The 14,565-nt window shown below is 72.0% G+C and carries 16 protein-coding genes and 1 riboswitch; of the genes, 4 read left to right on the forward strand and 12 right to left on the reverse strand.

From position 1 onward, the window contains the following. The 4 genes from ABZ865_RS02725 to ABZ865_RS02740 form a co-directional block, all read right to left on the reverse strand. Positions 1-1,002: ABC transporter ATP-binding protein (locus tag ABZ865_RS02725; RefSeq protein WP_361222679.1), on the reverse strand; the 1,002-nt coding region annotated here is incomplete at its 3' end. After that, entirely contained in the window at positions 999-2,066 is a 1,068-nt protein-coding gene (locus ABZ865_RS02730; protein WP_361224327.1) for an energy-coupling factor transporter transmembrane component T, read from the reverse strand. The genes ABZ865_RS02730 and ABZ865_RS02725, both read right to left, overlap by 4 nt. A 355-nt stretch (positions 2,067-2,421) precedes the next feature. Beyond that, positions 2,422-3,129 (reverse strand): SCO2322 family protein, encoded by a 708-nt coding sequence (locus ABZ865_RS02735; RefSeq protein WP_361224330.1) that lies wholly within the window; start codon positions 3,127-3,129, stop codon positions 2,422-2,424. A gap of 23 nt (positions 3,130-3,152) precedes the next feature. Then, entirely contained in the window at positions 3,153-4,388 is a 1,236-nt protein-coding gene (locus tag ABZ865_RS02740; protein ID WP_361222681.1) for a prenyltransferase/squalene oxidase repeat-containing protein, read from the reverse strand. A gap of 131 nt (positions 4,389-4,519) precedes the next feature. After that, positions 4,520-4,591: riboswitch (cobalamin riboswitch) on the reverse strand. 173 nt (positions 4,592-4,764) lie between these two features. On the opposite strand from ABZ865_RS02740, the gene ABZ865_RS02745 reads away from it, so the two are divergent. Further along, on the forward strand, positions 4,765-5,511 hold the full coding sequence (locus ABZ865_RS02745) for a phosphotransferase (protein WP_361222683.1): 747 nt from the start codon (positions 4,765-4,767) through the stop codon (positions 5,509-5,511). On the opposite strand, the gene ABZ865_RS02750 is transcribed toward ABZ865_RS02745, so the two are convergent. Continuing rightward, positions 5,480-6,520 (reverse strand): hypothetical protein, encoded by a 1,041-nt coding sequence (locus ABZ865_RS02750; protein WP_361222685.1) that lies wholly within the window; start codon positions 6,518-6,520, stop codon positions 5,480-5,482. The genes ABZ865_RS02745 and ABZ865_RS02750 overlap by 32 nt on opposite strands. 266 nt (positions 6,521-6,786) lie before the next feature. On the opposite strand from ABZ865_RS02750, the gene ABZ865_RS02755 reads away from it, so the two are divergent. Next, entirely contained in the window at positions 6,787-7,401 is a 615-nt protein-coding gene (locus ABZ865_RS02755; protein ID WP_361222687.1) for an XRE family transcriptional regulator, read from the forward strand. Positions 7,402-7,410: 9 nt separating this feature from the next. Here ABZ865_RS02755 and ABZ865_RS02760 read toward each other — a convergent pair whose 3' ends face one another. Together ABZ865_RS02760 and ABZ865_RS02765 are read right to left on the reverse strand one after the other, a co-directional pair. Beyond that, positions 7,411-7,878, reverse strand: coding sequence for a nuclear transport factor 2 family protein (locus ABZ865_RS02760; protein WP_361222690.1), 468 nt, complete (start codon positions 7,876-7,878; stop codon positions 7,411-7,413). Between the two features lie 85 nt (positions 7,879-7,963). After that, positions 7,964-8,992: an MBL fold metallo-hydrolase gene (locus ABZ865_RS02765; protein ID WP_361224333.1), complete on the reverse strand. Its 1,029-nt coding sequence runs from the start codon at positions 8,990-8,992 to the stop codon at positions 7,964-7,966. A gap of 131 nt (positions 8,993-9,123) precedes the next feature. Here ABZ865_RS02765 and ABZ865_RS02770 point away from each other — a divergent pair, with 131 nt between their 5' ends. Then, positions 9,124-10,575 (forward strand): aldehyde dehydrogenase, encoded by a 1,452-nt coding sequence (locus ABZ865_RS02770; RefSeq protein ID WP_361222693.1) that lies wholly within the window; start codon positions 9,124-9,126, stop codon positions 10,573-10,575. 2 nt (positions 10,576-10,577) lie between these two features. Further along, positions 10,578-10,811: a ferredoxin gene (locus ABZ865_RS02775; protein ID WP_361222696.1), complete on the forward strand. Its 234-nt coding sequence runs from the start codon at positions 10,578-10,580 to the stop codon at positions 10,809-10,811. 26 nt (positions 10,812-10,837) lie between these two features. Here the strand turns inward: ABZ865_RS02775 and ABZ865_RS02780 are convergent, their stop codons facing one another. The 5 genes from ABZ865_RS02780 to ABZ865_RS02800 are packed head-to-tail and all read right to left on the reverse strand — an operon-like array spanning position 10,838 to position 14,559. Beyond that, positions 10,838-11,284, reverse strand: coding sequence for a hypothetical protein (locus tag ABZ865_RS02780; protein ID WP_361222699.1), 447 nt, complete (start codon positions 11,282-11,284; stop codon positions 10,838-10,840). 10 nt (positions 11,285-11,294) lie between these two features. Next, a complete protein-coding gene (locus tag ABZ865_RS02785) occupies positions 11,295-11,708 on the reverse strand; it encodes a DUF4279 domain-containing protein (RefSeq protein WP_361222702.1) in 414 nt (137 codons plus the stop codon). A gap of 27 nt (positions 11,709-11,735) precedes the next feature. Further along, a complete protein-coding gene (locus ABZ865_RS02790) occupies positions 11,736-13,412 on the reverse strand; it encodes a putative T7SS-secreted protein (RefSeq protein ID WP_361222705.1) in 1,677 nt (558 codons plus the stop codon). Next, complete coding sequence (locus ABZ865_RS02795) at positions 13,412-14,071, reverse strand: hypothetical protein (protein WP_361222707.1); 660 nt, start codon at positions 14,069-14,071, stop codon at positions 13,412-13,414. Before ABZ865_RS02795 ends, ABZ865_RS02790 begins: the two co-directional genes overlap by 1 nt. After that, positions 14,068-14,559 (reverse strand): hypothetical protein, encoded by a 492-nt coding sequence (locus ABZ865_RS02800; RefSeq protein ID WP_361222710.1) that lies wholly within the window; start codon positions 14,557-14,559, stop codon positions 14,068-14,070. The genes ABZ865_RS02795 and ABZ865_RS02800 overlap by 4 nt, the downstream gene beginning before the upstream one ends. Between the last annotated feature and the right edge of the window lie 6 nt (positions 14,560-14,565).

A 14,565-nucleotide genomic window follows, 5' to 3' on the forward strand; every position in this document is an offset into this window, starting at 1 on the left:
CTCGGGCTTCGACGCCGCCCCGGTCACCGGCTCGGACGCGACGTCGGTCACCGGTTTCGACGCCACTTCCGCCACCGACTTCCGCGCGACCCCAGCCACCGACTTCGACGCCACCCCGGCCACCGGATTCGACGCCGACTCGGTCGATGGGGTCAGCCGTGCATCGCGTGCCGGGGTTGGCACTCGGGCGGCCAGGCGGTCCCGGAGGTCGGTGGCTTGGCGGCGGGCGTTGCGGATGGTGAGGGGGAGGGGGGACCAGCCGGCGAGGCGGCCGAGTTCGACCACAGGGGGGCATACGGGGGAGACGGCCATCACCTCGGACGGGGAGCCGAGGACAGGGGCCGCGCCGGGGGCGGGGAGGAGGACGACCTGGTCGGCGTACTGGATCACGCGCTCCAGGCGGTGCTCGGCGAGCAGCACGGTCGTACCGAGGTCGTGGACCAGGCGCTGCAGGACGGCCAGCACCTCCTCCGCGGCGGCCGGGTCGAGGGCCGAGGTCGGTTCGTCCAGGACCAGCACCTGAGGGTGCGGGGTGAGGACCGAGCCGATGGCGACCCGCTGCCGTTGCCCGCCGGACAGCGTGGCGATCGGGCGGTCGCGGAGGTCGGCGAGGCCCAGCAGGTCCAGGGTCTCCTCGACCCGGCGCCGCATCACCTCCGGGGCGAGCCCCAACGACTCCATGCCGTAGGCGAGTTCGTCCTCCACCGTGTCCGTCACGAAGTGCGCGAGCGGGTCCTGCCCCACCGTGCCGACCACGTCCGCGAGTTCGCGCGGCTTGTGGGTACGGGTGTCCCGGCCGGCCACCGTGACCCGGCCGCGCAGGGTGCCGCCGGTGAAGTGCGGGACCAGCCCGCTGACCGCGCCCAGCACGGTCGACTTGCCGACCCCGGACGGCCCGACGAGCAGCACGAGTTCACCCTCGGGCACCTCGAAGTCCACGTTCCGGACGGTCGGTTCGGCCGCGCCCTCGTACGTGACGCTGACCTCCTCGAAGCGGATCACGACGGCTCCTTGGAGTGCTTGGAGTCCTGGGGGACGACGAAGGCGGGCAGCAGGGCCAACAGGACGGACGCGGCCGGCCACAGCGGAAGGGCGGGGGCGACGAGCGGGACGACCCCTGGGTTCAGCGCGTCCGGATCACGCACCGACGCGAGCGTGAGCAGCGCGGCGACCGCGGCACCCGAGCCCGCGACCAGCCACGCCCGGGCACCCCACGGCGCCGGCCGGTACCGGGTGCGCGGCGAGCGGCGCCCGCCGAGCCGCAGCCCCGCCAGCGCGGCGGCGACCCCGGCGAGCAGCACCGGAAGCCCGTACGTGCCGCCCTCCGCGGTGAGCAGCCCGTACGTTCCCGCGCACACGCCGAGCAGGCCGCCGAGGGTGAGCGCGGTCGTCGTACGGCGTACGGGGGCGGGGACGTCGGCGGTACGGCCGTAGCCCCGCGCGTCCATCGCGGCGGCGAGCGCGACCGAGCGCTCCAACGCGCCCTCCAGGACCGGCAGTCCGACCTGGAGCAGGCCGCGCACACCCCGGTCGGGACGGCCGCGCAGCCGACGCGCGGCCCGCAGGCGCTGGACGTCGGCGATGAGATGCGGCGCGAACGTGAGCGCGACGACCACGGCCACGCCTGCCTCGTACAGGGCGCCGGGCAGCGACTTCAGCAGGCGGGCCGGGCTGGCGAGGGCGTTCGCGGCGCCGACGCAGATGAGGAGGGCGGCCAGCTTCAGGCCGTTGTACCCGGAGAAGAGCAGCGCCTCCGCGGTGACGTGGCCGCCGAGACGGATGCCCTGCGCCCAGTGGGGGAGGGGGACTTCGGGAAGGGTGAACAGGACGTGCGTGCCCGGGATGGGCGAGCCGAGGACGACCGTGAAGACGAGGCGGATGAGGAGGACGGCGACGGCGAGCTTGGCGAAGGCCGTGTAGGAGCGGGACCAGGGGGCGGTGGCGCGGTGCGTGGCCACGACGTAGCCCGCGGCGGCTATGAGGAGGGCGAGGAGGAGGGGGTTGGTGGTGCGGGTGGCCGCCGTGCCGAGCCCCAGTGACCAGAGCCACCAGGCACCGGGGTGCAGCGGCTCGCGGCGCCTGCGAGGGCCGGTGGGGGCCTGCCGCTCGCCACGCCGAGCGGGTGCCGCCTGCCGCGGGACGGGCGCCGCCCCGGCGGTACGACTGCCCGCGGCGGCACGACTGCCCGCGGCGGCACGACTGCCCCCGGCGGCACGACTGCCCCCGGCGGCACGACTGCCCGCGGTTGCGCGGGCATGGAGAACAGCGCCCGCTTGCGGGCCAGTGGCCGCGGAGCCTTCCCGGCCTGCCGCGCTGTGACTCCCCAGGGGGGCGGGACCCTGTTCGTGAGCGGCTGCGCCGCGGGGCGCGAGCGGCCACTCCTCACCCGCGGTCAGGCGACGGCCTGACCGCGCGGCGCGGCTACGCATTCCCGCGCCGCCGCGCCTGCCACACCGCCCCGCCCGCCAGGAGCGCGACCACGCCGATGCCGATCGGCAGCCCCAGCGAGGGACCACCGTCCGAGTCCTGCCCCTTCTTCGGCTGCGCCTCCTGCGCCTCCTTCGCGGCAGCGCCCTGCTTGCCCGACGCCCCGTCCGCCGACGACACCTGCTCCCCGCACCCGTTGCGCGGATACCCGGAGATGGCGCACAGCAGGGCGTTGGTGTCGTACCGCAGAGGCTTGGCGACCGAGGCCAGCGCCTCCGCCGTCGTCGCGCCGGAAGCGACCCGCGCGCACGCTGTGCGCCGGTGGGCGGGCGGCGTCTCGCCGGACGGCGCGTCCGCGGGCGTGCCGAAGTCGATGACCAGGGCCACCCGCTTCGTACCCGACTTCGCGGGCGTCCCCGCGCAGATGGCCGCGAAGTCCGCCGTGCCGCGCGGCCTGCTCGCGTCCGCGGAATCCGCGCTGACCGCGAACCGGAAACCCTGCACCGCGCCGTCGTCGGGACGCGCGGTCGAGGGACCCTGCGTGGCGTAGGTCCAGTGACCGCCGGCACGCTCCCAGAACGACCAGTAGCGGTACCCGGTGGCATGCGCCCGGGCGCCACCCGCACCGGCCACGACGACGAACGCGGCGACCAGTACGGCCGCGGCACGCACGGCCGCGGCACGCACGGCCGCGGCACGCATGGTCGCGGCACGGCGGACGGCGATCACGGCTGCCGCTTCTTCCGGCCGCTGAGCAGGAAACCGATGCCGATACCGGCGACGAGACCGACACCGACGATCCACCACACGCCGGCGCCGGAGCCGGAGTCCTTCTTCTCGGCCGTCTGCTCGTGCTCGCCGGCCTTCTTCCACTGCTGCGGAGCCGGCCCCAGCTTGTCGAGCGCCTGCACGAGGTCCGTGCCGCCGAAGTTCCGCGGCTGCTCGCCCATCGCGTGCGCGGTGAGGATCAGCTGGGCGTAGGCCGCCGGGCCGGTCTGCTCGGCCCAGGCAACCCCGTTCTTCTCCAGCCAGGCGTACGGCTTCTTCGCCTGCTCGGTCCAGCCGTCCGCGGCGAGCGCGACGACGGTGTCGGCCGTGTTGCCGACGTCGGGCTGGTCCGTCGCGCCGGGCATGGCGGACATGAGGTGGCCGGTCTTGGCGACGGCACCGGCGAGGTACGCGGAGGCGTTGTCCGCCAGTCGGGCCGGCGTGGCCTTGCCGGAGGAGGAGCAGGCGGGGGCCTTGTCACGGAGCTTGCCGGCCGTCACCACGAACCCCTTGCCGAGCGCGCCCAGCACACCGGCGGCGGTCGCGTCCGCGTTGGCGACGAGCGTGCCCTTCTTGTCCGGCTGGTAGGCGAACGCGCCGCCGCCGTCCGCGGAGCAGGCGAGGGACAGCCCGGTCAGCGCCTGTTCCGGGGTCTTGCCCGCGGTGTGCAGCCGGGTGGGGTCCTCCCCGGCGGACGCCAGGGCGCCGATGACGACCGACGTGGAGTTGGTGTCGCTCGGGCCGCCCGGCGAGTAACCCCAGCCGCCGTCCTTGCCCTGAATCCCCTTCAGCCAGGTCACGGCCTTGCGGACCTCGCCGTCGTGCCCGCCGACCGCCTGCAGGGCCTGGACGGCGGCGGCCGTGCTGTTGGTGTCGGGCTGGGCGCCGCTCTTGCCCCCACAGGGCTTCGCGGTGTCCGCCCGGAACGCGGCGAAGCCGCCGTTGTCGCACTGCTGCCCCGCCAGCCAGCCGACGGCCGAGTCGGCCGACCGCTCGCCGGCGGTCCGCTGGGCGAGCAGCGCCAGCGACTGGCGCCAGACACCGTCGTACGTCGGGTCGGCCTTGCCGAACAGCCCGGCGGGAAGCGACACCTTCGGGGACGCGGACGGGGACGCGTCGGCGGCCGTGGCGGGCGCGGCGGCGGCCAGCACGCCTACGGCGGCGAGAGCCGCGGCACTGCGGCGGACGTTCATGGTCGGCGACTGCCTCTCCTGCGGGGAGCCGGCAGCGCACGGGATACCCCCGGGCGGCTCGGCTCCGTAAACCTCGACGGTGCCGTGCTCGGCGGGCCGCCGTGCACGCGAGCCGGTCAACGTCCCGTGCGGGGTGGTCCGGCTCACCGTCGGGCGGACGGCTCACGGTTGCGGGTCAGCGCCGGAATTGCACCGGCTTCCCCCCGTACGGGTGTGATGACGACGCCGCCACTTTACCGGCAGCCGCGCACGGCCCGGGGAGTGGCCGTGAGCACAGGCACTCGGTGACTAGGCTCACGTGTCATGACGGGGAGGGATCCCATGACGGGCAGTCGTTCCATGACGTGAAGGGATCCCATGACGGGGAGGGGGTCCCATGACGGGGACGGGAAGACTGCTGGGCTCGGGGCGTTCGGCCGACGTGTACGAGATCGACGACGCGTGGGTGCTGCGCCGGGACCGCGAGGGCTGGGGCGACGCGGCCGCCGAGGGGGCCGTGATGGCGTACGTACGACAGCACGGGTATCCGGTGCCCCGGGTACGGCCCTCGGGCTCGCGCACCGACCTGGTGCTGGAGCGGCTGTCGGGGCCGACGATGCTCGCCGCGTTCGGGGAGGGCCGGATCGACCCGGCGGAGGTGGGCGCGCTGCTCGCCTCGCTGCTGCGGCGGCTGCACGCCGTACCGGGGCGGGACGCGGACCATCCGGGCGCCCGCGTGCTCCACTTGGACCTGCATCCGGACAACGTGATGCTCACGCCGGACGGGCCCCAGGTCATCGACTGGTCCAATGCCGAGGACGGCGACCCGGGCCTCGACTGGGGCATGAGCGCGGTGATCCTCGCCCAGGTCGCCGTCGGGGGAGAGGAGTTCGCCGCCCTCGCCCATGAGACGCTCACCGCACTCCTCGCCGACCCGTCGGACCTGACCGAGGCGGGCCTGACCGAGGCCCTGCGACGCCGGGCGGCCAATCCGACGATGAGCCGTAACGAGGTCGAACTGCTGGGCGATGCCGAGGAGTTGATCCGTGCGGTGGGGCAACTCCCGCGAGGAGAAGTGGCTGACGCACAGGGGTTCGGCAGTCCCTCCGGCCCTAAGCCACACGTCTCCTGGCCGACGGTGTGACGACCACGCTCAGGGAGTCGGCCGTCCGGCGCAGTTCCTGCTCGCACTCCTCCGGGCACGCGCCCTCCGCCACCCAGTGGGCGAGCCGGTCGGCCGGGCCCGCGTAGGGGGCGGCCTTGACCCGGTCGCCGGGCCGCCGGGTGAGGACCACGCCCCCGGCGGACGGCTCGGGCGCGGCGGCGGAGTCCACCGTGAGGTGGGCCAGCAGTCCGGTCGTGAGCGGGTAGGCGAACTGGATCGAGGCGGCGCGCTGCCGGCTGGGGGTCAGGGCGGGGGACCGGCCGGTGGCCAGCGCGGCGGCGGCCACGGCCAGATCGACTCCGGTGGCCCGCTCGACCAGCAGCGGGATCAGATCGCCGGGCAGGTGCGGGGCGACGCCGGTGACGCGGGGGCCGCGGTCGGTCAGTCGTAGCCCGATGTGGACGACGGTGTGGGCGAGGCCGAGCGCGCGCACGGTCCGCTCCACCGTCTGCCGCAGGAACGGGTTGTGCAGCAGCGCGTCGTGCGCGTGCACGGAGTGCCGCAACGGCTGCCGGGCGGGCGGCGGGCCCAGGGTCGTACGGGTGAGAGCGGCGATGCGGACCTCGTCGTCCAGGACGACGGTCTCGGCGCACACCAGTGGCCCCTCGGTGTCCTCCGGGCAGGCCGGCGGCGCCTTGTGGCGGGCCAGCAGCGCCGACAACGTGTCCGGGTCGGCGCAGGCGGCGGCCGCCTCCTCCGGAATGCCGGGGACTCCGAGCCATGCGGCGATCCGCGCCGCGGCGACCAGGTGCTCCCCGTCCCAGGTCAGCACACCGCGGACCGAGTGCCGGGCCGCGTACCGCGCGACCACCCCGGCCGACACCGCGCCCGGGTCGGCCGCGATGTGCCCGGTCAGCCAAGGGCGCGCCCAGGCGGGTGGGGCGGCCTCGACCAGCACCACCGGGTGGACCGCCGCGATCCGCGCCAGCGCGAAAGCGCCGTACGTCCCCGGGCGGCCGGTCCCGAGGAGGAGGACGGGCTGCGGCATCGGCGGCCTCACCTTCGCGGGGAGAAGGCGGACAGCAGAACGCCCCGGATGCTGCTCCCCCATAGGCGGCACCCGGGGCGAGCCGGCCGGAGCTCGCGCTCCGAGCTTGCTCTCTGTGTCGTGATCCTCACCCGGCGCACCCTCAACTGTCAACGATTGCTGCCTGGTTCGGCAGGAGGCGTTGTCATGTCTGGTGGGCGAGCAGGTGAGCGGGTAGCCTCGCGTGGACTCGGTCAAGGAACGGACGACACACCCAGGGGGCCTCGGTGAGTGACGCCTCTACCCCGCTCGCCGACGTGCTGGACCGGCTCGGGGAGCTGACCGGCCGGCCCGGACGGCTGGCGGAGGCCCTGGACGTGGCCGACCTCTCCCACCGCTCCGGCGTCCCGGTCGGCGTCGTCGTCGACCTGCTCACCGGCGGCCGGGCACCCGAGGCCGACCTGGCCCAACGGGTGCGCCAGCGGCTGGACTTCATCCGTGAGACCCGGCGCCGCCCGGACGGCAAGCGGTACTCGCTGGACGAGCTGGCCCGGATCGCCGGGACCAGCAGGCAGTGGCTGAGCGAGTGGCGCAAGAGCGGCATGCCGAGCCTCGAACACGCCGACCGGCTGCGCAGGTTCTTCGGGCTGCCGGCGGGCTTCTTCACCGCCGACGAGCAGGAGGCGCTGTGGGAGGCTCTGCAGCCGGTGCTGCAGAGCCTGGAGGCGGAGGCGGACCCGCTGCTGCGGCTGCGCGAGAGCGGCCTGGTCCGGCTCGCCGCCCGCGCCCCCCAGATGAACGCCCGCCAGCTCGCCACGCTCGCCGACCTCGCCGAGATGATCATCACCTCGGACCGGGACACGGCGGGCGCGGGCGCGGGCAGCAACACCGCACGGGCCTGACCAGCGCCCTTACCGTGCCGCCGCCTTGGGCGTGGGACCGCCGAAGGGCAGGTGCAGGGTCCGGGACGCGATCAGCCACCGCCCGTCCACCCGGCGGAACCGGTCCTCGTAGTGCCCGACCTGGACGGGCGGCCCCGCCGGCACGATTCCGCCGCCGTAACCGTCGACCCGGTGCGTCGAGAAGTACGAGACGGCGTCCGCCGTGTCCTCGGAGGCCACCGTGACCAGGACGTTGGACATCAGGCGCCGGGAGAGCCGGTCGGCGGGACGGGAGCCGAAGTAGGCGCGCAGCGCCGCGCGCCCCTCGATCCGCCGCTCGCCCTCCGGCCACTGCCAGCTGCCGTCCTCGGTGAACAGCTCCGCCACGGAGCCTGGATCCCCGAGGTCGAGCCGGTGGACGAAGTCCAGGATCAGACGCTCACAGGCCCGCTCGGCGAGAAGCAGCTCCAACGAGCCCGCAGACCCCGTAGAGCCCATTGAATCCACCGAGTTCATCGAGTTCATCGAGTTCGTAGAGCCCATGCGGCTGTCTAACACCCGAGATCACGACACGGCGAACGCTTTACACCGCCACATACGCCACCGGCTCACTCCCCGGCACCGCCTCCGCCCGGCCCAGCTTCACCAGGCGCCGCAGATGGGCCTCGGCCTCCGAGACGGCGATGTTCCGGGAGCCGTAGGGGATGTCGGACCAGGGCCGGTTCCACTCCATGTGCTCGGCCAGTTGCCACGGGGTGAGAGGCTCGGAGAGCAGGCTCAGCAGTCCGGTGAGGCGCTCCTCGTGATGGGCGAGCAACTCCCGTACCCGGCCCGCGGCGTCGGTGAAGGCGTGCTGGTGTGCGGGAAGCACCTCGGCGGGGGTGAGACGGCCCACCCGCTCCAGGGAGTCCAGGTAGTCACCGAGGGGATCGGTGACCGTCGCGTCGTCGGGATCCTCGTACAGACCGATGTGCGGAGTGATCTGCGGGAGCAGGTGATCGCCGCTGAACAGCCGTCCATGACCGGGCAGTTGGCTCGGATGCTTTTCCTCCAGGTGCAGACAGACATGGCCGGGGGTGTGGCCCGGGGTCCAGATCGCGCGCAGCCGGCGGCCGGGCAGGTCGAGCAGTTCGCCGGGGACGACCTCGCGGTCCGGCAGGGCGGGGGAGAGGCCGGGAAGAGTACGACGGCCACGCGCCGCACGCAGCGGGCCGACGTGCTCGGCAGGCGCCCCGGCGGCCGTGAGCTTGTCGGCCATGTACGAGAACCAGCGCTCCGGACGCGTCTCCCGTGCCCGGCGCACGATCGCCGCGTCCGCCGCGTGCATCGCCACCCAGGCCCCGGAGGCCTCCCGTACCCGTGCCGACAGCCCGTGGTGGTCCGGGTGGTGGTGGGTGATGACCACCCCGTACACCTCCGCGACGGACGTACCGCAGGCGACCAGTCCGGCCACCAGCGTCTCCCAGGACGAGGGATCGTCCCACCCCGTGTCCACGAGCACCGGACCCCGGTCGGTGTCCACGACGTACACCAGCGTGTGCCCGAGGGGATTGTCCGGGATGGGCACCTGGACGGACCGCACGCCCCCGCCGTGATCGAACGTCCCCGCCATGCGTTCCATACGCCCTCCACCCCACGACACCGCTGCCCCACGACCATTGCCCACTATAACTAGAACTGGTATCAGTTCTGAGGCAGCGTCAGAAACCGTGGCGGGGGTACGGCGGCGGGAGGCAGGCGGTCATGAGCGAACTCGTGGAACACGGACAGCTGTTCATCGGAGGGGAGCTGACCGACCCGCTGGGGCGGGACGTCATCGAGGTGATCTCTCCGCACACCGAGGAGGTCATCGGCCGGGTGCCGCACGCCTCCCGGGCGGACGTCGACCGGGCGGTGGCCGTGGCGCGGCGCGCCTTCGACGAGGGACCCTGGCCGCAGGCCTCCCTGGAGGAGCGGATCGAGGTCGTCACCCGGATCAAGGACGGCATCCTCGCCCGGCACGAGGAGATCGCCCGGGTGATCTCCGCCGAGAACGGCTCCCCGTACTCCTGGAGTGTCCTCGCGCAGGCGCTCGGCGCGATGATGGTGTGGGACTCGGCGATCAGGGTCGCGCGGGACTTCACCTACGAGGAGCGCAGGGACGGTGTGCTCGGCCCGATTCTCGTGCGGCGCGAACCGGTCGGCGTGGTCGCGGCCGTGGTCCCCTGGAACGTCCCGCAGTTCGTCGCCGCCGCCAAGCTCGCGCCCGCGCTGCTGACCGGCTGCACGGTCGTACTGAAGCCGTCCCCGGAGTCCCCGCTGGACGCGTACGTCCTCGGCGAGATCGCCCGTGAGGCCGGGCTGCCGGAGGGTGTGCTCTCCATCCTGCCCGCCGACCGCGAGGTCAGCGAGTACCTGGTCGGGCACCCCGGCGTCGACAAGGTCTCCTTCACCGGCTCGGTCGCGGCCGGCAGGCGGGTGATGGAGGTGGCGGCCCGCAATCTCACCCGGGTCACGCTGGAGCTGGGCGGCAAGTCGGCGGCGGTCGTGCTGCCGGACGCGGACGTCCAGACGGCCGTGTCGGGGATCGTCCCGGCGGCCTGGATGAACAATGGCCAGGCCTGCGTCGCGCAGACCCGCATCCTCGTCCCGCGCGCCCGCTACGACGAGTTCGCCGACGCCTTCGCACAGGCCGCGAGCGCCCTGAAGGTCGGCGACCCGCTCGACCCCGCCACCCAGGTCGGCCCGCTGGTCGCCCGGCGCCAGCAGCGGCGCAGCCTCGACTACATCCGCATCGGCCAGGAGGAAGGCGCCAAGATCCTCACCGGCGGCGGCCGCCCGGCGGGCCTGGAGAAGGGCTGGTACGTCGAACCGACCCTCTTCGGCGACGTCGACAACTCCATGCGGATCGCCCGCGAGGAGATCTTCGGCCCGGTGATCTGCCTCCTGCCGTACGGCGACGAGCGGGAAGCGGTGAAGATTGCCAACGACTCGGAGTACGGCCTGTCCGGCAGCGTGTGGACGGCCGACGTCGAGCACGGCATCGAGGTCGCCCGGCAGGTCCGTACCGGCACCTACTCGGTCAACACGTTCAGCCTGGACATGCTGGGCCCGTTCGGCGGTTACAAGAACTCGGGCCTGGGGCGGGAGTTCGGGCCCGAGGGCTTCGGCGAGTACCTCGAACACAAGATGATCCACCTGCCGGCGGGGGCGTAGGGATGGGCGACCGCTGGCACGTCGAGGTCGACCGGTCCGTGTGCATCGGCTCGGCCCAGTGCCGCCACCACGCACCGGACGGCTTCCGCCTCGACTCCGCCCGCCAGTCCCACCCCGTCGATCCGGACACCGACGCGAGCGAACAGATCCTGGAGGCGGCCGAGAGCTGCCCGGTGGAGGCGATCGTCATCACGCTGACGGGGAGCGGGGAGCCGGTGTTCCCGCCCGAGGAGTAGCGGTTCCCCTTGAGGAACAGGCTTGTTCAGTCGAGCCAGGCGAGCGGGTCTTCCTCGTCCTCCCCGGATTCCCGGACCGTCGTGAAGGTGACAGGGACTCCCAGCTCTGCAAGACCGGCGAGAACGTCCGGCGAGAGGTAGAGCCCCAATCCTGATGATTCGGCAATGCCTGCCAGATCGACCTTCACCGAATTTCCCGCCTCCTTCAGCGCGTCGAGCACCGGCTTGCGGGAGCTGAGGAATCCGATAAGTTCCGTGGCCTGTTCATCGGGGCTTTTCGAGTGCCGCTCGTCAACGGTGAGAGTGGCCCAGCCGGGGCCGGAATAGACGCCCACGCCTTCGGATGAAGAGAACTCTTCACTGTCGGCGAGTTGCAACTCCGCAAGCAGGGAATCGGAATTCACTTCCTGGCCTGATACGACCAGGGACGTGCTCAAGTTGCCCCACGGCTTCAACTTCGCTCCATGTTCCATGACTGTTCTTTCAGCGTTCGTTCATATTGGCCGCGACCCAGAGGGGGAAGCCTAGACGTGCGATTCGCTTGAGTTCCTCCGGCTGGAGGGTGAGGGAGCAGTCGTTCCCGGCGAATCCGTAGATGTCGATGATCACTTTGTATCCCCGCTCGACCAATTGCGCGAGCTCGGTCCGCTTGCTTTCTGCAGTGGAAAGGATGTTGCCCAACTGCTCGTGGAAGTCCCGGCTGACGTTCGAGTCGCAGTTGATCCCCCACTCTCCGTCGATCTCGCCCGGGCGACCCCATTTGCTGGGTCCCGGGTTGCGCACACCAGTGGGCTCGATACCAAGGAAGGATGTGATCTCCTCGGGCTGGAGATCGCGTCCCTTGACGACGAGTGACACATCCGTCAACACCCAGTGGCGTTTTTTTGTTACAGGCATGTATAACTCCTCATAGGTTGGGACATTCTACTTGAGCTCACGGCACGCCGCCCAGTGAACATTTCCCATGCCGGGCTTCAACAGCTCGCTCAGGGCGGTCTCCTTGCCGACGGTCGTCGAATTCTCGAACACACTGAAACCTCCGCCGCCCGTGGAAGCGGGAGGCCCCAGCGTGTAGTTCGGAATTACGTCGCCCGGTCCGAATGTCTCCACGTAACCTCCCGGGTAGACACCTCGCTCGACGGTCAGGCCGTTGAGTCCCGGAAGTGGTTCTCCGTGTTGCACGTAGAAAGATATGGTGGTTCCCTCGGGAACCACGGTTTCGCCGGCCCTGCTTTTGAGATAGCCATGCCCTGCGAAGACTTTCTCCCCGTCCGGGCGGCCACCGGCGAGCACCCGGTCCGCATAGTAACGGCCATCAGTGTCCGGCCATTTCTTGTCCAGTATCTGCGGGTTGGAGTCGCGCAGCGCCTGCATGACGTCGGCACGCTCGGGCATGGGGTCCCCGGCGCCTCTGGCGGCCTGACGCTCAAGGCCCTCCCGCACTCCGCGCTGCGCCGCCGACTCCAGGCCCTCCTTCGTCGCCGTCCGCAGGCCGAGCCGCAGTCCGCCGCGGGCGAGGCCGGCGCCCTTGGTGCCGATCAGCTCGGGGATGAGGCGGCCGACGAACTCCGAGGGGTCCTTCTTGAAGCCGTCCACGGCGGCCTGGACGACCCGTTCGGGATGCGTGGCCGTGGAGACCAGGCCGGAGAGCGTCATGCTGACGTTCTGCAGGTAGGCGGCCGGGTGGGTGAGGTTGTAGGGGTCGGTGGGGTTCAGGCCCCGGACGAAGTTCAGCAGGCCCGCCGTGCCCTTGAGGGCGCCGCCGACGACATGGGTGAGTTCGGTGTTGACGGCCTGGTAGCCGTCGGAGAGGTTGTTGCCGAGGCGCTCCAGCGGCGGGGGTTCGGCGGGTGCGTGCGCGAGAGCCGCCTTGACCTTGCCCTGCGCCTCGGAGGCGGCCGTGTTGCGCTGCTTGCGGGCCTCGGCGAGCTTCTCGGCCGCGGCCTTGATGTCGGCCTTGCCGGGGTCCTTGAACGGCTCGGGCTTGGGGCCCGGGTCCTCGTTCGCCTTGATCTTGGCGTTGTAGGCGTCGACCTTCTTGTTGTACGCGTCGGCCGCGTCCTTGGACGCCTTCACGCCCTTCTTGTAGAGCTCCACGGCCTCCTTGGCCTGGCCCTGCGCCCACTTGACGGTGCCCGCGTACGACTCCAGCGCCCCCGCCGCCGCGTCGCAGGCCTCGGCCGCCTGCGCCCACTTGGCGGGATGGACGCCGAACTTCTCCCGGAACGTGTCGCCGCCCTTGCCCTGCCAGCCGGAGGAGTCGACCTTCCTCAGCCCCGAACTCACCTTGTCGAAGGCGCCGTGGAAGTCCCGCAGGTGCTTGGCACTCTCGCGGATCTTGTCCGGCTTGCCATGGACGAGCTCGTCGGCCTCCTCGGTCTGGCCGAGCTGCTGCTCACCCGGCGTGGCACCCAGGTCGGAGGCGACCTCGTCGCCCCAGTCCTCCACGCTGTCGGCCCAGTCGTGCGCACCGACGTAGTCCAGGCCCTCGCCCACCTTGTCCGTGGCCCAGTCGACGCCCTCGCCGAGCTTCTTCTTGCCCGCGTCGTAGAGGTCCTCCGCACCGCCGAGGAGCGAGTTGGTGAGGTCTCCGAGCCCCATCAGCCCTCACCTCCCTCCTGCCCGGCCGCCTTGGCGCGGGCCTCGGGAGACGGGCCGAAGGTGTCGTCCAGGAACTGGTTGTACTCCTGGTCCGACACTCCCATCGCGCCGTGCAGGTTCTCGGGGTTCAGGCCCGGCACCACTCCGATGGTGCGCGAAGTCATCACGTCCCGGCCCGCGTCCTTCCAGCCCTGCCCGCTGTTGGCCAGGGCCTGGTCGAAGGACTCCTTGCTGTAGTCCACGTTGCCGCCGTAGACACCGGACGTGGCGATGTCGCCCCAGCCCATCTTCTCGACGTCCTCCTCGGAGGCGTACGGATTGCCGATGGCCGCGTTGGTGACGACCTTGAAGGTGCCCTCGACGTACTTGTCGGTCTCGTAGTACGTGCCCGCCGCCAGGCCCGTCTTCTCGGCGAAGCCGTTTCCCTCGTTGATCAGCGACCGCACGCCCCACTCCCAGCGCTCGCAGAACGACTTGAACTCACCCGTCAGCCCCTCGTGGCCGAGTTCCAGCCCGGACAGGGCGATGTCACCGAAGCCGCGCCCGGCCCCGGCCTCGCCTACCATGCCGAGTTCCTTCAGCTCGCCCAGCGCCTCGGTCAGACCCTTGGCGATCAGGCCGAGCCCGTCGGTCTTCAGGTCCTTGCCGCCGTCGGTCACCTCGCGTCCCCCGTCCCCTTGTCGACGTCCACCGCCACCTCGTCCGGCACGATCCCGCGCACGGGCGGAAACACCATGCCTTCCTCGCCGTCCGCGCAGTCCAGAGCCACTCCGCACGGCACCCCGGCCGCGGGCACGGCCACGTCCAGCAGGCGTGCGCCGAGGATCGTCTGATACGTCCACTCGCGGGCCGGTTCGCCGCGCGCGACGGCGTAACGGGCCAGCGCCCGCTCGTCGGAGAAGGCCAGGATGAAGCGGATCCCGCCCAGATCGGCGGTCAGCAGACCGCGTTCGGAGTCCGGGGCCGGGCCGTCGCCCAACGGCACCAGGACGGGGGTGCGGCGGAACTCGCCGAGCAGGGCGGCGAACTCCCGTCTGCGGACTTCGGCTTCGTCCGCTCCGGGAGGGACCCGCTCCTGTGAAGCGCCCGCCGAGGGGACCGCCCGCTCCTGCGACGACTCCGGCTCCTCCCGTGACGGAACCGTCATCTCCGC

The organism is Streptomyces sp. NPDC047085 (genome assembly GCF_040643735.1).
GTDB lineage: Bacteria > Actinomycetota > Actinomycetes > Streptomycetales > Streptomycetaceae > Streptomyces.